Below are 20,939 nucleotides of genomic sequence, written 5' to 3'. Positions count from 1 at the left end.
ACGACCGTAGCGGCGGCCTGTTCGCGACGGCAGCAAACCCGCATGCCGATATGCGAAAATGCCGACGCATCCGCAGCGCATGGCGGGCAATGCGCCCCATCTCTGTCCCATCCCAACACGGCACCTTGACCGATCTTTCGAATGGATAAATTCGCCGCGATGCAGACGTTCGTCCGCGTGATCGATTCCGGCACCTTCACCCGCGCCGCAGACCTGATGAACGTGCCGAAATCCACAGTCAGCCGTCTCATCAAGGAACTCGAAAAAGAACTTGGCGTGCGACTGCTGCATCGAACGAGCCGCCAACTCACGCTGACTCAGGAAGGCCACGCCTACTATGAAGGTTCGATCCGCGTACTCGACGAAGTGGGTTCGCTCGACGCGAGCGTGTTGAGCACGACGCGTTCACCGAAAGGCAAGATTAAAGTCGAGTTGCCCGGCTCGCTCGCCTATCATGTCGTTGTGCCAGCGCTACCCGATTTCTTTGCGCGCTATCCGGACGTGCAGGTGGAGATGAATATCGGGAACCGCTCGGTGGATCTGATCGCCGAAAATCTCGATTGCGTGTTGCGACTCGGACCGTTGCTCAACGACTCACTGATTGCGCGGCCCGCGGGTATGTTGCCGTTGATCACCTGTGCATCGCCTGCTTATCTCGCGCGGCATGGTACACCTGAGAACCCAGCCGATCTGGGTGACAGCTATACCATTGTGCGGATGACATCGCCACGCTCGGGCAGGGACTTCGTGTTCCACCTCACGTGCGAAGAGATGACCACCGAGATACACGGATCGCATCAGATCACAGTCAACGACTCGGGCGCTGCGCTCGCCGCCGGTCTCGCCGGGCTTGGCGTCCTGACCACGTATGCGTTTCTGGTCGCGCCGCATCTGCAATCCGGTGCATTGCAACGCTTGTTTCCCGACTGGCAAGGCGACCAGATTCCCGTTCACGTCGCGTATCCAACGAACCGGCATTTGGCGCCCAAGGTCAGGGCATTCGTCGACTGGGCAATCGAACTGCTCCGGGCTATGCAAGTCGTGTGACGGCGCACATTGAGCCGTCCAGTTCTCGAACGTCGGCACCATGGGGGCAACCGGCCTGAGCTAGGTCGAAGATCAGCCCGGCGATATCGTTAGAAAACGCAGCGATGGAACGAAGCGTCGACATCGAGAGGTGACCCTTTCCGGGCGGGATGCACGGCCTTCATCTGCTGCCGGCGAGTCGTGAATGTCCGCTATGCAGAAAGTTGATCGTCTCTTCAGGGGCGTTCGCTGCCGGTGGCGGCAGACGGCCGCCGCGCCTAAGGTTTAGTAGGCGGCGTTCTGAAAAGCGGGCAGGCCGCCGTCTCCAAAATATCGGGGTAACCGGACGTACGGCGCGTGAGCCGAAGCGAACAGCTTTGGCAGTGCGCCCATGTCGTCGATGCTGCATGCGATAACGGCCAGAAAGAAGTTTTCGCTTGATAAAACTTATAATAAACTTATAATCGTTTCATGAACACGATCAAGTGGACCCAGAAAGCGGCCAAACAGTTGCGCAAGCTTGACCGGCAGCACCAGGTGGCGGTTCGTGACGGAGTCAGTACGCTGGCGGCAATGCCTGATTGCCTGAGCGTCAAAGCCCTGACCGATCATGAGCATGGCTACCGGCTGCGTGTCGGCAATTACCGGGTCTTGTTCAACTGGGACGGCGCTATCCGCGTCGTCGAGATTGAGGAAGTGAGGAAACGCAATGAACGCACGTACTAACATTCAGGTGATCAACGGCCCGGACGGCAAGCCGGCCTACGTGGTGATCCCATACGCCGAATATATCGCCCGGCATGATGCCGAGCGCGAACTGATCCCGCATGAAGTCGTGAGCGCAACCGTGGACGGTGCAACGCCGGCTCGCGCATGGCGTGAACACCTGGGGTTGACGCAGGTTGAAGTCGCTAGGCGTATGGGCGTCAGCCAGTCGGCTTACGCGCAACAGGAAAGCAGCGAAAAGTTGCGTAAGTCTTCGCGCGAAAAAATTGCGGCGGCGCTCGGCATCACGGCGGACCAGCTCGACTTCTGAGCGGGTAACGCATACCAGATCCGGCACCGTCAGCGACTCATAAATCCGTTTTTCCATCCACGTAAGCGGGCGGCCCGATGCCCGCAAACATTCTCCCCGAGCGCCACATGCGCGGCAGCTCGACAGCCTGCTCATGCCAACGCGCAAGCACGGCGGAAAACCTGCCTTCGCGCTTGGCACACCGGATTTTCTCGACCACATTCCATCCACGAACGTAAAGCGCGAAGCTGCGTCGGCTCGACAGGAAATGCGGCGCGTACACGCCGACCCCCGCGAGCAGTTCAGCCGGCGGGACGTCTGGCGCTGCCGGGTCTGGATCAATGTTGGCGATTGCAGCAGGTTCGTCGGAAGGTGTCGGGACGGTCTGATTTTCAGGCGCCGTGCGCGCGTCAAGCGCTAGCAGGCGGAGCAGTTCGATGCGATGCCAGGGGATTGGCGAGCGACCGGCGACGTAATTGCGGATGGTTCGCGAGCAACAGCGCAGCTTTCTGGCGATCTCGGCGATTGAGAGGCCGCCAGTCAGCTCCAGAAACTCATGCAGACCGCCATGTAGTTGTTCTGCGAACACTCGGAGACCCTTGGAAGTTTGAAGGGCGCGAAATCTAACGTAAACATTGCAAAATTGCAGGGAATGCTACAAATTGTAAGAAACGTCGAGCCAAGGTTAGCAAGTTCATTTGACATAACATAATTTGTCGCTCGCGCGACACGACGTCTGAGCTGAATTCAAATGTCCGGTACCAGCCGCGATAACCCGCGCCTTATCACGGTAATCCTCCTAGGGCGGGTGCCGCGGCGTGCGAGGGAAGCGCAGAATCCGTCGGCTGATCGGCCATTGCAGCCGCTCGCGCGACCATCGGTGAACGGCTGCTATGGTTTGCTTTGTCGACATCGCCCGAGATTAGGTCAAACGGCAGTTTTTCTCCGGCTGGGACGGCGACAAGAGACTGCGAAGCCGCCATTTGGTTTTCAAGTTTTACTCGAGGGTGCTGCTCAAACCTCCCTCATTACCGGAGCGCCGTCCGCACCCGCCCCACGAATCAAGCATGATTTCTCTCGATCGTTATTGCCTGCTGGTCGACGTGTCGTACCTAGTTGGCCATTGCACAGCCGAAAAGTAGCGGGGTCGGCCTCAGCGCCTGCGAGCTAGCCTGTGCACAGCGCTGTTCAGCGCGCCAAGGAATTCATCGACATGTTGCGTTGCCATCCTGTTCTCACTCTTGCCGCCATAGTCTTGGATCTTAACGATGGCTTCCGACATTCTACGGTTGTTGTTAACTAGCGCGTCGACTTGCGAAATGAACCCAAGGAGATCGCGACAAAGCTGCCGGCCTTGAGGAGAAAGACCCAGATATACTGCAACGGAAATGCTGTTCGTTTCCACACGCACATACCGGATGTGAGCGTCGTAGTCGTGAAATTTCGGATGAAAGAAATCGGTTATGCATTCCGGTGAAGGATAGCGCTGTTTGTGCCACGATCCCCATGGATGGTTTGTCTTGTGCTGGTTGCAGTCATGACAGGCCGCCGCGAGATTCCAATAATGCAGCGAGAATCGCGGATATGTATCACGCGGGAATATGTGCTCTACGGGGCGCGCGTGAGCAATATTTTGGAGCCAACGACGACAGTAGCAGCATCGGTTTTTTTGAAGGCGAGCAAGGTGATCTCTTAGAGCTTTCTGGATCTCGACGCCAAAAGAGCGAGACTTTCCATTGCTCTTGGTCAGTTTGACGTCCCGCAATGCAGCCCATCGGTCAACATTTCCCTTCTCCGAAATTTTTCGCTCACGCCGCCACAGCTTCTTGGCACTTTTGGACAGCTTCTTTGTCCCATGTGGTGTTTTAAAAAATACTTTTCCCTCATCGGCAAGTTGCCGAAGTCGCTGGCTTTTTGTTTTCATTCTCGTTGTAGCCTTAGTTACGGGACGCTTGTATGTTTCTGATCTCCGTTATGGCAGCCCGGGCCTTCTCAATCAGATCAATGTCTGTTTCCGCGGTATCTCGGCTGTCGAAGCTTTTGCCATCTTCGATTATGCGTCTCATCTCACCAAGCCGGCCGAGAACGTCTCGTTCGACATCTTCAGGAACATGATCGCGGTTAGCTACGTCGATAAATTCGGCGACGAGCGATGCACATCGCTCGTGAACTTCTCTGTTGTTTGTCGTGTAGGTCCTGAATCCCTCGAACAGGGCTGTCTCGACTGATCGCCGGGATTCCTGATCGAGCGGCTGAACAGTACCATCGCGGAGCGCAAAGCAATAATCGTCGATTTCAAGCGCACCCGAGATGAGGATAGGTGAATGCGTTGCAACGAGCACGTCAGCACGGAACCTGCGCCCTATCGTCGTGAAGATCTTCGGGATAGCTCGCTGCCAACTGACGTGGAGGCTGATCTCTGGCTCGTCGATGAGAAAGAGTGTGCTTGTGTTCGCGTGCAGAACCATTTTTGCGGCGAGAATAACGATCTGCTGCTCCCCTGAGCTGAGCTCATCGAACGGCGTAATGCTGCCGTGGTCGAGCTTACGTTTGAGTCCCAATTTGTACTTGCGCGATTCCTCCCGGGATTGCTGCAATGCAGCGACATGCTGCTGGTCCATTGGCTCGTATGCGTTCAAGCGAACGATGCCGCCGATTAGACCGCCGTCTGCGTGAGCGTTTTTCCCGATGCTGATGGGAATAAGGTACTGCTCAGATTCGAATCCGGTCAGTTGTGCGATCTCGTCAAATATTTCTTTTTTCTCCGGATTCATGTGGATATCGAGCATCAGTCTTCCGGCGCTTATCGCAGTATCGCGAATGTTGATTCCGGCAACCGACGTACGAGCCCCCATGTAGGTATAGTAATTTGCGCCATCTCCTTTCAGCGAACGTGGGAAGCGATCGATCGCTCCGAAAGAAATCGCGACCACCTTCCTCTTCTCAACGGCTGTTTGCTGCGCGATATCCCGAAGTAAAAGACTCTTTCCTTCTCCGTTGTTTCCGATCACGTAGATCCGCTTCCCGGTAACAACAGGTTCGTCAAGACACGAATTCAGCTTTGCTCTGTCAACTCTCGCCAAGAAGTCTGTTTCGTAAACCGATTGCAGATATTCGTGTGCAACAAGTTTGTATTCCTTGTCAGCGATTGCGTGTACGTTTTCCAACTGGCATAGCCCGGGGACATCTCGATATCCCGAGCTAAATTCACGAGCGAATATGCTTTGGAGGAGATGTTCGCCCTTCCCCGACGGCTCAAACGGCAAACGTTTGAAGGCGATATTGTCGGTGCACATGGTGACCAGTTGTCCAATGAATGCTGCCACGGCTTTCCCACTATCACTGAACGTAAGACGCGCCAATGGCTCGGCGTCGATGAACAAAATCTTCCCGTCATGCGACGAGGAAGACCGGCGCTCCCTCTGAATCAGCCACGCCGAAAACCGTGCACGCTTCTGATCACTCGCACTTTGCGGAAGATCAATGACCGCCACCAGGAAACCCTGATTGACAAGCTCCCGCCGGGCATTGAGCTGCCAACGCACTGACCGACCGTCGACTTGAGGGACGATCACAAGCATCAACTCGAACGGTGCCTGAGTGGAGATAGCGTCGTAAGCATAACTCAGTGCAGATGGCGGTCGTTCCCACGGTCGCCCGCCCATCAAAGAATACATTTCGTCCCGGCGGGCGGGTGTCGAAGAAGGATTGATCAGTGCCAGATCCACGTGGTGGTACGGCCAATGGAACAATCCACGCGCCCCTGATGAGGATTCCAGCCCTTCATGCTGGATGGAGCCCATGTGAAAACGCATCTCCAGAGCGAGACCGAGCCGATCGATGCGTGCAGTCGTCAATACTCGGATGTCATCGCTGAGCGCCTGTGAGGCCTGGATCGGGAACTGACCTGTTACTCCAAACATATCTACGAGTGTCCGGCTACCACGAGGTAAAAGCTCTGCCGCTAATCGAGCGCAGAAAGCCTCCCGGGCGACGTCGACGGTAGATCCGGCTAGACGTGTCAGGCCGAGATCGAACGTGGGCACAATAAACGTCTCGTCCCGGGATTGCAGCCATCGGAACACGAATTCGAATCGCCTGACTGCCGATTTCTCATCATTTTGCGCGACAAGAAATTCATCGCCTTTGTCGCGGGTCAACGCCGTTCTGACGACCAAGAAGACGCAATTCATGCGCGCCCGGAATTCGGTCGGATCGCTGGCATGAAGCCACCCGAGAATCTGTGAGTCACTGGAGATATCTGAGTATGGCTCAAGCTCCAACATACGCGCCTGGCGTAGTCCTTCAACCAGGTCACTCCCATTTGGCGCCCGGTGGCTAATCTCATGAACATAGAGGCATACCAATGCCTCCAGGTAGGTATTGGTCTTCTGAGTGTCGCTGTTGTTATATGACTGCCTCAGAAAATCGTCCCAGAATCGGGTGGCTACGATGTCCTTCTCGCGAAGATTATCCATGGAATTTTGGGTAATGTATGGAGGCGACGTGAGCATTCAAATGCTGACCGGTCGCTTGCCAATTTTATTCACAGGGTGCTAGTTGCAGGATCAAGCGGCCAAGCTCACGGTTCTGCGCCTGATCCAACGCTCCGCTCCATGTCTGCGTTATCACGTCCCCCGACCACCCCGTCCCCCGAGGGGCACAGCGAGCGACCGTGGGATCGATGCCTTCTGATCGATATATTCTGCATCTTCATCACGACGGCAAGCTCGCTCGCCATCGGTATGCACCAACGTTCAGGGACCATCGAACATGCATCTGCTGAGAAGCAGTTTAATACGTCCGTCGGCGCGACCCTTCGCCGGGCGCTGGCCCCGTTGCCGGTTCGGCACCGGAGCCCACTGATAGGCGGGAAGGCGAAACCGCACTCATGATAATTGCTTTCGTCTCGAGTAGCGACCATCGCTAGCAGTTCGGGCTACGGACGGTGCCTCGCCTTGGGCCACTTCCCTCGCTCCTGAGCGAGCCAATTGACAATCCATGGACATAGTTCCCGTCGCGCCCCGGGGCGTATCTGCTGCGCGCCGGGTGGGGTCGGCCTGTCACAGGCAGGCCGGTTACGCGGTGCCGGTCGACGACTAGCGCTTTGCCGACGTTGACTGCGCTCGCGACGGAGCCACAGGAGGACGCACTTGGTAGTTTCCCCAATACGCCTTCACGAAAAACTGTATAGCGTGCTATTCGTGCGTGCACCGGCGAGGACAACGAGAAAAATTATTAAATTCCCTTGAGTATGACTGTGTAAATTGCTCAACCCCCGCAGGAGGAATGCATGCATCACATTTCAGAGGTCCTAATTGAGAACTTTAAATCCATATCTAATGGATCGTTCCCACTCTCACATTACACGCCCTTGGTTGGCTACAACAACGCTGGCAAGACGAACATCATTCGAGCCATCGGCTGGATCATAAAAAGATCCAGCCTTCCCGCAGAAGATTTTCATCAGGTAGACCAGCCCGTCGTTGTCGAGGCAGAGATATGCGGAATAACGGGCGAGGTCCTAGATGCGATCGGAAACGCGCATCGGGGACGCATCGAGCCGCTGGTGGTAGATGGTCTCATACGTATTCGGCGTACTCAAATGACACCCAGTCAGACGGCTACGACAATACGCTTCGAGGTGCTCAAGCGGGAAAACGGCCAAGACGAATGGGTGGTGAATCCAGCGGGCATTGACGCCGCAATCGGCGCCTTGTTTCCAGATCCCATCTTTGTCGGCGCGATGGAGAACGCGACTGAGGACGTGGCAAAGTTCGGCAGTGGCACGACAATCGGCAAACTCTTAAAAGAGATCATGACGCCGGTCATAGACAGACACTCGCCGGCCGTTGCTGAGGCGCTCCGGGAGGTTGGAAGAAGACTATCCGCCAATGCCAACGAAAAAGATGAAACTCTGGTCGACCTCGACGGACGTATTGCAGTCGAACTGTCGAAGCTATTCCCGGGCGTCTCGGCAAAAACACACATACCCGTTCCAGAGTTTTCTGATTTTATGAAATCAGCGACAATCCGGATTTTCGAAGAAGGATACGAGGATCCGGAGGGCCGCGACGTCTCGTCATTCGGACACGGTACGCAGCGCTCAATCCAGATAGCGCTCATCAAGTGCCTGGCCGAGGTTCGAAGGGTAGGCGGAGGAAACGCTGGTAGAACGGCGCTTCTCCTCATCGACGCGCCCGAACTCTACTTGCACCCACAGGCCATAGAAGTCGTGCGTGCAGCCTTGAGTCGCCTAGCCGGGGACGGCTATCAGGTGATCATCACGACGCATTCGGCTAACATGATTTCGCGTTCAGACGCGCCGAACACCCTCCTGATCCGCAGGAGCGCTGCGGGAGGAACAAAATGTTATCCGCGGATCAAGGACGCAGTGATGGAAGCGATTGATGATGCTGATCATCAATCGGAAACGCTTTTCGCCCTCTCGAACTCGAGCAAAATCTTGTTCTCTGAGCGTGTCGTAATCACGGAGGGTAAGACTGAGCGCACCATCCTGCCCGCAGCCTTTCACGATGCATTTGGGGTTACACCTGACGAAGACAAGATCGGGTTAGTGGATGTAGGAGGCACACCCAATATCCCCGACACGATGAAGGTTCTCAGAGCAATGGGAGTGCCCTGCAAGACGATCGTCGACCTAGATTTCGCATTTAGGATAGCTCCGGTCAAAGGACTCCTCGATCCGGCGCATGTGGACCTTGCCGTATGCAAGGCGATTCTCGTTGAGTTGAGGGACGATGGTCATATCGGGCTAGATGCGGATGGGCTTCCCACCAAGCACAACGGAGTCTCGGCTGCCGCCGCCTTCGAGATACTTGCGAGGCACACTAACGCGATTCCCCCCATCGCAAGGCTTCATCAGGAACTGAAGACCATTGGCGTGTGGATATGGAAAAGGGCGCGATTGAGGCTCACCTTGGAATAGCAAAGACCAGTGCAGCCCAAAGAGCCCTTATGGCTGGGCTTGCAGATGACGTTTATAGGGCCGCGATCCCAGACTATCAGTCGGTATGCGATGCGATGGCGTGGCTGCGCGCCTAACCAAGGGCGAGTATCGCGAACCCCTATGGGCCAGCGTGACCGTCCCGACTAAGACGGGGCGGCTTCGATGCTGGAGCGGCTGACCGACGACTCATGGGAACGACTGTTTAATGCGGGAGACTAGCGCTCATCACCACGTGGAAGTCGAATGTCCGCACTGGCAGAGTTCTTGTTCTTGTCATTGCGTGACGGTATTGACCGATCGCTCCAAATCTGAAACCGGTCGTTCCAACTCCAGCTGTGCCGACGGCAACTGTTCGAAAGTACGAATTCGGCTCCCGTGACACTGGTTATTCGCGCACTCGGACCTGTGAATGTCAGGAAAGCGCCTCGTAGCCGCCTGTCCAACGCCGATACTCGAATGTCGGCTAAGGCCGAACCTGAGTCGTTGCGAGTGCAACCGGCTCAGCACACTACTCTTGAGGTTTATTCAACGCCTGCCCGCACATGCCGGGGCGAGCCCCACGAGGCCACGGACATGGGCAGACGTCGAACAAACCTCAAGACAATTGGTCTCTGGATTAGGATGGGGTATGACCATTCCGACCCAGAAACCTGCTGTTAAATCGCGATTCCCCGAACCTGCGATGCGGCGCTTCCGGTTGAGTTTATGGTCCGGAGCGGCGAGGCGGGCGGGCCGATCGTTCCCACTCGGCCTGCCTACGCGACGGCACTGTAACAACGGGGCACTTTCCTGTGTAATTTTTGATTCGCCAGTGCCTTTCATTAAGCTTTCGTTTTTATGTTTTTATTGAATTGCGTTTCTGACGTTTTTTCTTTTTTTGTTTTCTTTTCTCATTTTATTTGTGCGCTAACACGAGCGTGACCAGCAGGTTCAGGTCCAGCCTCCTGAGATTAAGCACGGCAATACCTGTCATATTGGGAATTCATTTCCAATATACCGGAGCGGCATCTATCGTGGTTTCTTTTAGCCATGAAGGCACGGTCATGAACATTCTCATTGTGTACGCCCACCCGGAACCCAAGTCGTTGAATGGATCGCTCAAGGACTTTTCGGTCAAACGTCTCGAAGCGGCGGGGCACGTCGTACAGGTCTCCGATCTCTATGCGATGAACTGGAAAGCGCCGCTCGATGCGCACGACACCCTCGAACGGCAAGAAGGCGAGCGCTTCGATGCATCGCGCGAGTCGAAGCATGCGTATGCCAATGGATTGCAGAGCAAGGATATCGAACGCGAGCAGGAGAAGTTGAAGTGGGCGGACGCCGTCATCCTGCAGTTTCCGCTCTGGTGGTTCTCCATGCCGGCCATTCTTAAAGGCTGGGTCGAGCGCGTTTATGCGTACGGTTTCGCGTACGGCGTCGGCGAGCATTCTGACGCGCGCTGGGGTGAACGCTACGGCGAAGGCATGTTCGCCGGCAAACGCGCGATGTTGGTGGTCACGACCGGCGGATGGGAGTCGCACTACAGTTCGCGCGGCATCAACGGGCCGATGAATGACATACTGTTTCCGATTCAGCACGGCATTCTGTATTACCCCGGTTTCGACGTGCTGCCGCCGTTCGTGATTCATCGCACGAGCCGGGTCGATGCGGCGAAATACGCCGAGGTGAGCGATGCGCTCGGGCAGCGTCTGGACACACTGTGGACGACCACGCCGATTCCGTTCCGGCCGCAGAACGACGGCGCCTATACGATTCCCGATCTCACGCTGCGGTCAGACATCGCGCCGGATCGGGTCGGGTTTGCGGCGCACATGGAATAGGGTGCTGCCGGAACCCCAAGCTGACGACGCCGTAGGGTTGGTTGAAATATGGTTGTAAGTCCTCCTTGCTAGAGTCGGCGACAGAATTTTGCCGCCGGATGCCAGACAGACGGTGTTCCTCGAACACCTCGGGCAACTTCCTTGCATGGGACCGGAGTCGGCGCCAACGCGCTGACTCGGGTCGACAGAAGAGCGACAAACCATGATTCAAGCGCGTGCGTTCTGGTTCATTCTGATGTTGCTCGTCACGGCCCCCGCATGGGCGTTTCAGTCGAGGGTCGTGACCATTCCGAGCGCCGCCATGCACAAGTCGCTCGAAGCGACGGTGGTGCTGCCGGATCAATACCGGCGCGGCAAGGCGGCCGACCGCTTCCCCGTGGTCTACCTGTTGCACGGCTCGGGCGGCGACTACACCGACTGGACCAGCAATTCCCACATCGGCAAACTCGCCGACCGCTACCACGTGATTCTCGTGATGCCCGACGGCGGCCACGAGAGCTGGTATATCGACAGTCCGGTCGATCCGCGTAGTCGTTACGAAACCTATGTGGGCACCGAAGTGGTCGGCTATATCGACGCTCATTTCCGCACCATCGCAACACGCCAGGCACGGGCGATTACCGGCTTGAGCATGGGCGGCTTCGGCGCCCTGCATATCGCCCTCGACCGGCCGGACGAATTCGGCGCGGCGGGCAGTATCAGCGGCGCGGTGGATCCGCGCGGCTGCGAGGACGAGCCCGGTATCGACGATGTATTCGGCGATCCGACCCGGCATGCGGATTTCTGGAACAACGAGGCGATCGTCGCGAACGCGCGCACGTTCGGCAACGCGCATATCGCGCTGACGATCGATTGCGGCGTGAACGACTCGCTCGTGCAATCGAACCGCATGCTGCACGCGCGGCTCGTCGAACTCGGCGTGCCGCACGATTACGCCGAGCGGCCCGGCGGCCATACGTGGACTTATTGGGCCAACGCGGTGCAGTACCAGGTGCTGTTCTTCGCCGGCACGTTTAAACGGAACGGCAGCGCCGCGGGCAGCACCGCGGCCTGATCTCGAACGGCCGCGCCGCAGGCATCTCAATCGATGCCGTGAAACACCGCGTCGTCCGGACCGAGATAGACCGGCGGCCGCCAGGCGGCGTCGCGCATGGAGTGCTGGACCAGTTTTTCGACGCCCAGCAGCACCGCGAAAATGGCCATCCGCACCGGAATGCCGTTGTCGGTCTGGCGGAAAATCGCCAGCCGCGAATCGTGATTCAAATCCACGCTCAGATCGTTCGCGCCCGGCCGGCTGTCGCGTGGCAGCGGATGCATGACCAGCGTATCGGGGCCGCACACGCTGTCCATCAGCGCCTGATTGATCTGGAAGTCGGGCGTGTAGCCTTCGAACGATTCGTCGGTGAAGCGCTCTTTCTGAATCCGCGTGGCGTACACCACGTCGGCCCCGCGCAGGCCGGTGCGCAGGTCGCTGGTCTGTTCGATCACGTGATCGTTGCGCGAAATCTGTTCGATGATGTAGCCCGGCATTTCCAGCATGGGCGGCGAAATCAGCGTGAACTTGATGCCGCGGTACAGCGCCAGCAGCTTGACCAGCGAGTGAACCGTACGCCCGTATTTCAGGTCGCCGACCAGCGCGATGTGGGCGCCGTCGACGATCTTGCCCAGCCGCGAAAACTCGCGCTGGATCGTGTAGAGGTCGAGCAGCGCCTGGCTCGGGTGTTCGCCGGGGCCGTCGCCGCCGTTGATCACCGGCACGTTGGTGGCGCGCGCGAATTCGGCGACCGAACCTTGTTCCGGGTGGCGGATCACCAGCGCGTCCACGTAGCCGCTCATCACGCGGCTGGTGTCGTAGATCGATTCGCCCTTGGCCATCGACGAAAACGTGAAACCCGTGGTGTCGCACACCGAGCCGCCCAGCCGGCAGAAGGCCGCGCCGAAGCTCACGCGGGTCCGCGTGCTGGCCTCGAAGAACAGATTGCCGAGCACCGCGCCTTCCAGCACGCGCGAGATTTTGCGGCGCCGCGCGATGGGCTGCATGATGTCGGCCACCCGAAATAGCGCCTCCACCGAGTCGCGCGAGAACTGATCCACCGACAGCAACTGCGCCTTGCCCTCGAACAGCATCTGGCTGGCGAGCGATTGCGAATCTACGCTTTGCGTATATTTGTCGCCCGGCTCGCCGTGCACGACGATTTCCGACACGAAACGCTCGACGATCTCCGGCATGGCGCGCGATTCCTGCGAGTCGTCCGGCAGCAGCCACGTGTCCAGCGCCCGTTTCGACACACCGATACGGCTGGCGAAGGTATCGCGGGTCATGTTCAGACGACGCATCGCATCGCGGAGGAAGGCTTGCTGCGGGACGCTCATGAGGGCACCTGTCGGGGAAAGGGAGGGCGTGCGGATGTACGCGGTGCGTATATTAGTTTCCCTGCCGCAGAAGTCAAGCAATTTTGCGATGGCCTTTGCCAAGCCGCGCCGGTGGCCGTTACACTGAGCCTCATGCATGCCGCTCTAACGCTCCGACCCAGTTCGTCGACCGTCGCTCAACTCGCTTTGGCGAGCGGGGCCGGTGCACGTGCGCGTCGCTTGAGCCGTCAGGCGGTTCGCCTCTCGGCTTGCGCGTCGGGTCGCAATCAGGCCGTTAGCGCCAAAGCCAAAAAACAGCCGCTCATCTGACCGGAGCACGCTGTTCCGTCAGATGTGCGACGGAACAGCGGTCAAGCCACCCCCGGCCTCTCCCTGTTTTTCCTCCTTCGCACCGCTGCACGGAATCGATACGGTCGTCATCGAGGTAAGGACATGTCTATTTTTTCGGGTATCTGGGTTCCGCTGATCACGCCGTTTGCCGACGGCGCGGTCGATCACGCCGCGTTGCGCGCACTGGTGCGCCGTTATGCCGACGCCGGCGTGGCCGGCTTGTGCGCGCTCGGCACGACCGGCGAGCCGGCCACGCTCGACGCCGAGGAGCAGGACGCCGTGCTGGCGACCATTCTCGACGAGGTGCGAGCCTATGCGCGCACGCATGCCACCGAGCGGCGTCAACCGTTGCCGGTGCTCGTCGGTGTGTCGGGCAATCACACTGCCGGCATGCTCGAGCGCATCGGGCAACTGAACCCGCTGCCTATCGCCGGCGTGCTGATGGCCGCGCCGTATTACATCCGGCCGTCGCAGGCGGGCATCGTCGGGCATTTCACCGCGCTGGCCGATGCGAGCGACAAGCCGGTCGTGCTGTACGACATTCCGTATCGCACCGGCGTGCGGCTCGAACTGGACACGCTGCTGACGCTCGCCGCGCATCCGCGAATTCAGGCCGTGAAGGATTGCGCCGGTTCGCTCGACACCACGCTCACGCTGATTCGCGACGGCCGCCTGCAGGTGCTGACCGGCGAGGACATGCAGATCTTCAATAGCTTGTGTCTGGGCGGTAGCGGGGCGATCGCGGCGTCCGCGCATGGGCACCCGGAGCGCTTCGTCGCGCTGTACGACGCGCTGGCGGCGGGCCGGCTCGCGGAAGGCCGGCGCATGTTTCACGCGCTCGCGCCGCTGATCGAGGCGCTGTTCGCCGAACCGAACCCGGCGCCGGTGAAGGCGCTGCTGGCGGCGCAGGGATTGATCCGCGACGAACTGCGCATGCCGATGACGCGTGCCGGTGCGGCGCTCGCCGACCGGCTCAGGGCGCTGGATGCGGAACTGGCGGTTTAAATCGTTCCCGGCAGCGACTGCCGTTGAGTCGATCCGTCATGGCCCAGCGCCTCGCCGCGGGCGCCGTGCGATTCACGTTCGGCGCGCGCCAGCCGCGCGTGGGCGAGGCGGTCGAGAGCGCCGCGGTCGAGCGTGGCGAGCATGTCCCGCTCGACCACCAGCAGTTTGAACGCCAGCACGATCAGGCCCGCCGCCAGCAGCAGGTCGCCCGCGAACACCACCGCGTACAACGCCGAAGTGGTTTGCGGATTGCCGAGCAGCAACGACAGGTTGGCCCGATCGAGCAGCACGAGCGTGAGCGGGACGATCGCGTTGAGCATCGCGATCGTGCTGCCGATCACCACGATCAGCCGTGCCGGCCCGAGTTCCGGACGACGGCGGCGGCACACTTCATACAGCGTCGCGGCACGGCAAGGCAGGAAGAACAGCGTGAGCAGCAAGGCGCGCAACACCAGCGGCGCCTTGAACTGCAACGCGCTGCCATACAGCACGCAAAACACGGCTGAAATGGCGAGCCCGGTGCGCCAGAACGCGGCGCTGCCGAACAGGTCGCGCGTGCCGGCCCAGATCAGCAGGCGGCTTTGCAACGCGAGCGTTGCGGTGGCGACCAGCAGCAGATCGCTACGCCACGTGAGATGCAACGCGAAGCACGCCGACGACGCGGTGAGCAGATAGAAGCCGATGGCCCAGAAGCGGAACGCGCCGACTCGCGTGAACATACGTGACAGGGCGGTCGTGATAAGAGCGCAGCACAGGAACGTGATCAACCACAGCGAGGTGAACGTCGCTACATCGAATTTCATGAAATCTCCAGCACCTGAGTTGCTTGTTGTTCTTCATTCGTGGAACGACGGTTGGTTACTGGCCGCGACGCAACCTATTTCAGAAGAGTGCCGGGCTCATGCGGCCACGATCCGGGTTTTGAGCAGATCGCCGAAGTCGTCGGCGCTGAGCGGTTTGCCGAGCAGGAAGCCTTGCATCTCGTCGCACATCATCGCCTTGAGCATGTCCAGTTGCGTTTCGGTTTCGACGCCTTCGGCCACCACGTCCATTTCCAGCGAGTGCGCGAGCGCGATGATCGCCGATACGATCGCACTGCCTTCCGGGCCGTGTTCGTCGAGTCCGTTGGTAAAGAAGCGGTCGATCTTCAACTGCTTGACGCGAAAGCGCTGCAGATAGGCGAGGCTGGAATAGCCGGTGCCGAAATCGTCGATTGCGATCTCGAAGCCGCTCGCCTGGAATTCACGGATCATTTCGATGGTTTTGGGCGCGTCCTGCATGGCCACCGTTTCGGTGATTTCGAACATGATCTGGTCGCAGGCCACGCCTTCGGCCTCGACGATTTCGAGCATGTTCGCCACCAGATTCGGCTGCATCAACTGGCGCGGCGACAGGTTGATCGCCACTTTCATCGACGGCAGACCCTGCGCGACCCACAGGCGAATCTGCCGGCACGCCTCGCGCACGACCCAGTAGCCGATCTGCACGATCTGACCCGAGCGTTCGGCGATCGGAATGAACTCGAGCGGCGCGAGCGAGCCGAGTTCGGGATGATGCAGGCGGATCAGCGCTTCGGCGCCCACCAGCGCGTCGTTACCGCCGTGAAACTTCGGCTGGAAGTGCAGCGAGAAGTGACCGGCGGCGAGCGCATCGTGCAAGGCATTCTGGATTTGCAGCGTGCGCGTGACGGCTTCGTTCATGCTCTGCTCGAAGAAGCGATAGGTGCTGCGGCCTGCGCGCTTGGCTTCGTACATGGCCGCGTCCGCGTGTTTGAGCAATTCATCGACGGTGTCGCCGTCGTACGGATAAAGCGCAATGCCGATGCTCGGCATGACCTGCAGCGGCTGAGAGTCGCCCCAGGCGCCGTTGCGCATCCGTTCGAGCACGCCCTCGGCAAGTGTGCCGGCGTCCTCGCGCGAACTCAGGTTCTCGGACAGCACCACGAATTCATCGCCGCCCAAGCGGGCCACGGTGTCGCTGGAACGCACGCATTGCAGCAGGCGCTGCGCGAAGGCGGTCAGCACCTGGTCGCCGGCCGAGTGGCCGAGCGAATCGTTGATCGTCTTGAAACCGTCGAGGTCCATGAACAGGATGGCGAACACGGTGCGCTGTCGCCGCGAGTTCTGAATCGCGCGCTCGATGCGCTCGGTCAGCGTGCTGCGGTTCGGCAGGCCGGTCAGCGTGTCGAGGGTCGCGAGCCGCACGATCTGGCCGTTCAGATTCGACACCGCGCCCACCAGGAAAGTGGTGCGCGCGTCGAAACGCGACAGGATCAGCGTGACGATCAGAATCGCGAAGGTGAGCAGAATCACCGAACTGGCGAGCCACGGCGCGTTGACGCCGTTGGCCGCGCCGCACACGGCGCCCAGCGGAATCTCGGCGGCGGCCATGCCGGCGTAGTGCATACCGCTGATCGCGACGGCCATCACGAACGCCGCGCCCAGTCGCTTGAGCACCACATGGCCGGCGTTCTCGTTGCTGAGCGCGCGCGCCATCCACAGCGCGGCGGTCGAGGCGCCTACCGCGATTGCGAGCGAGCCGGCGAACCAGGCCGGCTGGTAGTCGATGCCCGGCGACATCTGCATGGCGGCCATGCCGGTGTAATGCATGCCCGCGATGCCGCCGCCCATCAGCACGCCGCCGGCCAGCAGGTGAGCGGCGGTGAGTCGCTCGCGGGTCGTGACGAAAAGCGCCAGATACGACGCGCCGATCGCCAGCCCGAGCGAACACGTGGTAGTGGCCAGATCGTAGCCGAGCGGAATCGGCAGCGAGAACGCGAGCATGGCGACGAAGTGCATCGACCAGATGCCGACGCCGAGCGCCGCGGCGCCGCCCAGGCGCCACGCGTGCCGCAGACGTGCCGACGCCAGCAGGAAAATGCGGCCGGTCAGATCGAGCGCCGTGTACGACGCGAGAGTCGCGACCACGAACGAAATGCCGACCAGCCAAAAATTGTATGAGCTCTGCATGTTAAGTCCCACCGCTGGGAAGGAAGCGGCTGAACTTGTTATCGACAGTTCGGGGCATTTATTTAATTGATTTTGAATATGTTTGCCATTCGTTCCGGCTACTGCGACGAGGCCGGATGAGGGCGAGACGGCAAGTGTTGGAGATAGCGCGTTGTTGCACGACAATCGCGTGTTTTTGCGTTGTTCCTGCCGGTTGCGAGGAGCGGGCGACCCGATCGTTTCCATCCTGGTACAGCATCGAATTCAGACCTCTGCGGTACTTCATTGCGTTACTTCATTGCGGCGAGCGATGCGTCGTTTTTCCGGCAAGACGCAACGTCGCCCCTGGCGGACGCGGACGCATAACGACGCCTGAGCCAGATCGTAGCGATGGCGTGATGTTGCCGGAAGTTGTCGATATGGCCACTGTCGTGGAGAGGTGCCGGGTTTGATAATCGGTCTCACGCAACCCACCCGAGGAGTCCGAAGATGTCGTCCGTATCCGCCGTTCCTGCAGCAGACAGCGCCGCTGCCCTTGCTCATTACCACGCGTCGCTGGCCTTTGAAACCGACTGCAGCGATGTCCATGCCGCCTTCGCGCGCGATCCGCTTGCGGTCGACTTCGTGCTGCTCGACGTTCGCAGCCCCGCCCTGTTCGCACAGGGACATGTGCCGGGCGCCGTGAATCTTCCGCACGGCAAGATCGTCGCGTCGAAGCTCGCCGGCTACCCAGCCGATACGCTCTTCGTCACCTACTGCGCGGGCCCGCATTGCAATGGCGCGACCCGTGGCGCGATCCGGCTGGCGGAACTGGGACGGCCCGTGAAGATCATGATCGGCGGCGTGACCGGATGGCTCGACGAGGGTTTCGAGCTGGCGGTCGTCGAGCCTGCCTGACTGCGGCGCACGTCGCGGCGCGAGATTCCGGCGCATGACCATGCGCCGCGTCGAAGTGCGGAAGTGCCGCATTAGCCGTAGCACTTTCAGTGCTCGAAGCCGCGACGTTTTTTGGGGGCCGCTAGCTGTCAATTCCTCGTGCCGCGCGGCCGAACTGTGCCTGTATGCTGCCGGCAAAGCTTGCCAGAATGAGTCTCCATCTCAACGCAGAGCGCCGTACCCGAGCGGCCAGAACTTTAAATATGAAGCTGCCGATCCACCAGATAGACGCATTCACCAGCGAAGTGTTCAAGGGCAACTATGCCGCAGTCATTCCGCTCGATAGCTGGTTGCCGGCGCCCCTGATGCAGGCCATCGCGTCGGAAAACAACCTTTCCGAAACGGCCTTCCTCATTCCCAATGCGAGCGGCGGATTCGATATCCGCTGGTTCTCGCCGATCACGGAGATCGATTTTTGCGGCCATGCGACGCTCGCCAGCGCGTTCTTGCTGTTCAAGCGTTTCCCCGAGCGCGAGCAGATCGACTTGCACGCAGCGGCCCTTGGCGCGTTCACCGTGCGTCGTGGTCCGCGCGACCTGATCGAAATGGATTTTCCGCAGCGCGCGGTCGAACCGGTCAGCGAAATCCCCGGCGAACTCGTGCATGGTCTTTCCATCCGGCCCACGGAAGTTTTCGTCACCCAGCAGGCCTTCATCGCGGTCTACGACTCGGAGCACGAGGTCCGCGCCGTGGTGCCCGATCTCGACCTGATCGCGCAACTTGCGCCGCGCGACGTGGCGGTCACCGCGCGCGGCGATCGGCACGACTTCGTCTCGCGCTATTTCTGGCCCGCAAACGGCGGGAAGGAAGATCCCGTGACCGGTTCGATTCATGCCGCGCTCGCGCCGCTGTGGGCGGATCGTCTTGGCAAGACGAAGCTGGTCGCGTTGCAGGCGTCGCAACGTTCCGGCGTCCTGCATTGCGAGGTCGAGGGCGAACGGGTTCGCGTTTCCGGTCATGCGGTGCAGTATCTTGAAGGCACGATCGAGGTCCCCGGCGTGTGATCGCCCTGGCGATGGATGCGGACCGGCCGCATCGCGCTCCGGCGTGTGGAGCGCAAACCTGGCGCGGCCGGTTCAACCCGTCGCATCCTGCAACCAGTGCGTCGAGCAGGTGACGCACGGCCGTCACCTTTCGACTTGCACGGGCGCTCATCGAGCGAAGTCTTCGCGGAGTTCGTGCCGGGCGCGCGTGTCGTGAAGGCCATCAATCATCTGCCGGCGGCACTCGTGTCCGGCGACACGGGCGTTGAAGGCGGACAACGGGTGCTGTTCCTCGCGGGCGACGACGCAGCGGCGAATGCCACGGTGTCGAGCCTGATCGAACGGGCAGGATTCTTCGGCGTCGACCTGGGCTCGATCAAAACCGGTGGTCCGCTGTTCCAGATCCCCGGTGGCCAGTTGGCCATTCAGAACCTGGTCAGGCTGGGCTGAGCGGGCAGGCTGGCCGGCTGCCAATGGCGACCGGCGCGGCCTGACTCATGGCAATTCGTATCGATGGCGCAATTAGCGATCTCCGGTAACATCACGCCATGCACAATCATCTCGTCGTCGCGCTGGCTTACGACCGGCTTTGCACCTTCGAATTCGGCTGCGTGACCGAGCTGTTCGCGCTCGAACGTCCCGAACTCGAGGTGGACTGGTATCGCTTCGCGGTCTGCGCCATCGAACCCGGCCCGATCCGCGCGGCCGGCGGCATCACCGTCGCCGCACCCTACACCCCGAGGCTGCTGGCGCGTGCCGATACCATCGTGATTCCCGGCTGGCGCGATGCGGACGAAGTGCCGCCCGCCGCGCTGCTCAAGAAAATCCGCGCGGCCTACGCACGCGGCGCGCGGCTCTGTTCGATCTGCTCGGGCGTCTTCGTGCTGGCCGCCGCCGGCGTGCTCGACGGCAAAACCGTGACGACGCACTGGCGCTACGCCGCGAAGCTGCAGGAGCGCTATCCGAACTTGCGCGTGCAAGCCGATGCGCTGTACGTGGACCAGGGGCAGATCATCACGTCGGCAGGCTCGGCGGCGGGGCTCGACATGCTGCTGCATCTGGTGCGGCGCGATCACGGCGGCGCGATCGCCAATCAGGTCGCTCAACGGCTCGTGGTGGCGCCGCATCGCGAGGGCGGTCAGGCGCAGTTCGTGCCGCGCCCCATGCCGCATGACGAAAGCGGCCGGCTCGCCAAACTGATGGACTGGGTTCGCGCTCACCCCGCGTTGCCGCACACGTTGCGCTCGCTGGCCGAGCGCGCGGCCATGAGTCCGCGTACCTTGCAGCGGCAGTTCCACGATGCCACCGGCATGGCGCCCTACGCGTGGCTGGTGCGCGAGCGCGTGGCGATTGCCCGCGAGTTGCTCGAAGCGCCGGGGCCGTTGCCGATGCCGCGCGTCGCCGAATTGGCGGGGTTCGGCTCCGAGGAATCGTTGCGGCGGCATTTCCGGCGTATCGCGTTGACGAGCCCGGGCGCGTATCGCAAGAAGTTCGGCGCGCAAGGCGTGAGCACCGATTAGCACAAAGCGGCGC

General features: G+C 60.3%; 16 protein-coding genes and 1 pseudogene. 11 read left to right on the top strand and 6 right to left on the bottom strand.

The features are described from left to right. Nucleotides 1-141 precede the first annotated feature (141 nt). The 3 genes from BX591_RS21535 to BX591_RS21525 all read left to right on the top strand — a co-directional run bounded on the left by BX591_RS21535 (nucleotide 142) and on the right by BX591_RS21525 (nucleotide 2,062). Entirely contained in the window at nucleotides 142-1,047 is a 906-nt protein-coding gene (locus tag BX591_RS21535; protein ID WP_111933330.1) for a LysR family transcriptional regulator, read from the top strand. A gap of 450 nt (nucleotides 1,048-1,497) precedes the next feature. Beyond that, the gene (locus BX591_RS21530) at nucleotides 1,498-1,752 is read left to right on the top strand and encodes a type II toxin-antitoxin system RelE family toxin (protein ID WP_111933329.1); all 255 of its coding nucleotides are present in this window, start codon (nucleotides 1,498-1,500) and stop codon (nucleotides 1,750-1,752) included. After that, nucleotides 1,736-2,062 (top strand): helix-turn-helix domain-containing protein, encoded by a 327-nt coding sequence (locus BX591_RS21525; RefSeq protein ID WP_111933328.1) that lies wholly within the window; start codon nucleotides 1,736-1,738, stop codon nucleotides 2,060-2,062. Before BX591_RS21530 ends, BX591_RS21525 begins: the two co-directional genes overlap by 17 nt. A gap of 37 nt (nucleotides 2,063-2,099) precedes the next feature. Here the strand turns inward: BX591_RS21525 and BX591_RS21520 are convergent, their stop codons facing one another. The 3 genes from BX591_RS21520 to BX591_RS21515 all read right to left on the bottom strand — a co-directional run bounded on the left by BX591_RS21520 (nucleotide 2,100) and on the right by BX591_RS21515 (nucleotide 6,519). Continuing rightward, nucleotides 2,100-2,630, bottom strand: coding sequence for an IS21 family transposase (locus BX591_RS21520; RefSeq protein WP_111933327.1), 531 nt, complete (start codon nucleotides 2,628-2,630; stop codon nucleotides 2,100-2,102). A gap of 564 nt (nucleotides 2,631-3,194) precedes the next feature. Continuing rightward, nucleotides 3,195-3,965 carry an HNH endonuclease gene (locus BX591_RS36180; RefSeq protein WP_146749806.1) on the bottom strand — a complete coding sequence of 257 codons (771 nt, stop codon included), beginning with the start codon at nucleotides 3,963-3,965 and terminating at the stop codon, nucleotides 3,195-3,197. Between the two features lie 13 nt (nucleotides 3,966-3,978). Next, nucleotides 3,979-6,519, bottom strand: a complete 2,541-nt coding sequence (locus tag BX591_RS21515) for an AAA family ATPase (protein WP_167444592.1) — start codon at nucleotides 6,517-6,519, stop codon at nucleotides 3,979-3,981. A gap of 815 nt (nucleotides 6,520-7,334) precedes the next feature. Between BX591_RS21515 and BX591_RS21510 the strand changes: the two genes are divergently transcribed. From BX591_RS21510 to BX591_RS21500, 3 genes are all read left to right on the top strand, one after another. Beyond that, on the top strand, nucleotides 7,335-8,990 hold the full coding sequence (locus tag BX591_RS21510; protein WP_111933325.1) for an ATP-dependent nuclease: 1,656 nt from the start codon (nucleotides 7,335-7,337) through the stop codon (nucleotides 8,988-8,990). Between the two features lie 1,064 nt (nucleotides 8,991-10,054). Continuing rightward, nucleotides 10,055-10,831, top strand: a complete 777-nt coding sequence (locus tag BX591_RS21505) for an NAD(P)H-dependent oxidoreductase (RefSeq protein WP_111933324.1) — start codon at nucleotides 10,055-10,057, stop codon at nucleotides 10,829-10,831. A gap of 202 nt (nucleotides 10,832-11,033) precedes the next feature. Continuing rightward, nucleotides 11,034-11,885 (top strand): alpha/beta hydrolase, encoded by an 852-nt coding sequence (locus BX591_RS21500; RefSeq protein WP_111933323.1) that lies wholly within the window; start codon nucleotides 11,034-11,036, stop codon nucleotides 11,883-11,885. A 26-nt stretch (nucleotides 11,886-11,911) separates the two neighbouring features. On the opposite strand, the gene BX591_RS21495 is transcribed toward BX591_RS21500, so the two are convergent. Then, nucleotides 11,912-13,204: an aspartate carbamoyltransferase gene (locus BX591_RS21495; protein ID WP_111933322.1), complete on the bottom strand. Its 1,293-nt coding sequence runs from the start codon at nucleotides 13,202-13,204 to the stop codon at nucleotides 11,912-11,914. 432 nt (nucleotides 13,205-13,636) lie between these two features. On the opposite strand from BX591_RS21495, the gene dapA reads away from it, so the two are divergent. After that, entirely contained in the window at nucleotides 13,637-14,539 is a 903-nt protein-coding gene (gene dapA / locus BX591_RS21490; RefSeq protein WP_111933321.1) for a 4-hydroxy-tetrahydrodipicolinate synthase, read from the top strand. Here dapA and BX591_RS21485 read toward each other — a convergent pair. After that, nucleotides 14,536-15,342, bottom strand: coding sequence for a hypothetical protein (locus BX591_RS21485; protein ID WP_111933320.1), 807 nt, complete (start codon nucleotides 15,340-15,342; stop codon nucleotides 14,536-14,538). The two genes, dapA and BX591_RS21485, sit on opposite strands and share 4 nt — an antisense overlap. Before the next feature lie 96 nt (nucleotides 15,343-15,438). Then, the gene (locus BX591_RS21480; RefSeq protein ID WP_111933319.1) at nucleotides 15,439-17,508 is read right to left on the bottom strand and encodes a putative bifunctional diguanylate cyclase/phosphodiesterase; all 2,070 of its coding nucleotides are present in this window, start codon (nucleotides 17,506-17,508) and stop codon (nucleotides 15,439-15,441) included. Between the two features lie 468 nt (nucleotides 17,509-17,976). On the opposite strand from BX591_RS21480, the gene BX591_RS21475 reads away from it, so the two are divergent. The 4 genes and pseudogenes from BX591_RS21475 (at nucleotide 17,977) to ftrA (ending at nucleotide 20,926) form a co-directional block, all read left to right on the top strand. Further along, the gene (locus tag BX591_RS21475; protein ID WP_111933318.1) at nucleotides 17,977-18,384 is read left to right on the top strand and encodes a rhodanese-like domain-containing protein; all 408 of its coding nucleotides are present in this window, start codon (nucleotides 17,977-17,979) and stop codon (nucleotides 18,382-18,384) included. Nucleotides 18,385-18,548: 164 nt separating this feature from the next. Next, nucleotides 18,549-19,355, top strand: a pseudogene (locus BX591_RS21470) (PhzF family phenazine biosynthesis protein); the annotation flags it as partial. 264 nt (nucleotides 19,356-19,619) lie between these two features. Next, nucleotides 19,620-19,856 carry an NAD(P)-binding domain-containing protein gene (locus BX591_RS36175; protein WP_146749805.1) on the top strand — a complete coding sequence of 79 codons (237 nt, stop codon included), beginning with the start codon at nucleotides 19,620-19,622 and terminating at the stop codon, nucleotides 19,854-19,856. A gap of 98 nt (nucleotides 19,857-19,954) precedes the next feature. After that, a complete protein-coding gene (ftrA, locus tag BX591_RS21460; RefSeq protein WP_111933315.1) occupies nucleotides 19,955-20,926 on the top strand; it encodes a transcriptional regulator FtrA in 972 nt (323 codons plus the stop codon). Nucleotides 20,927-20,939 lie beyond the last annotated feature (13 nt).

Source organism: Paraburkholderia bryophila (genome assembly GCF_003269035.1).
GTDB lineage: Bacteria > Pseudomonadota > Gammaproteobacteria > Burkholderiales > Burkholderiaceae > Paraburkholderia > Paraburkholderia bryophila.
This window is presented reverse-complemented; position numbering and strand designations above follow the sequence as displayed.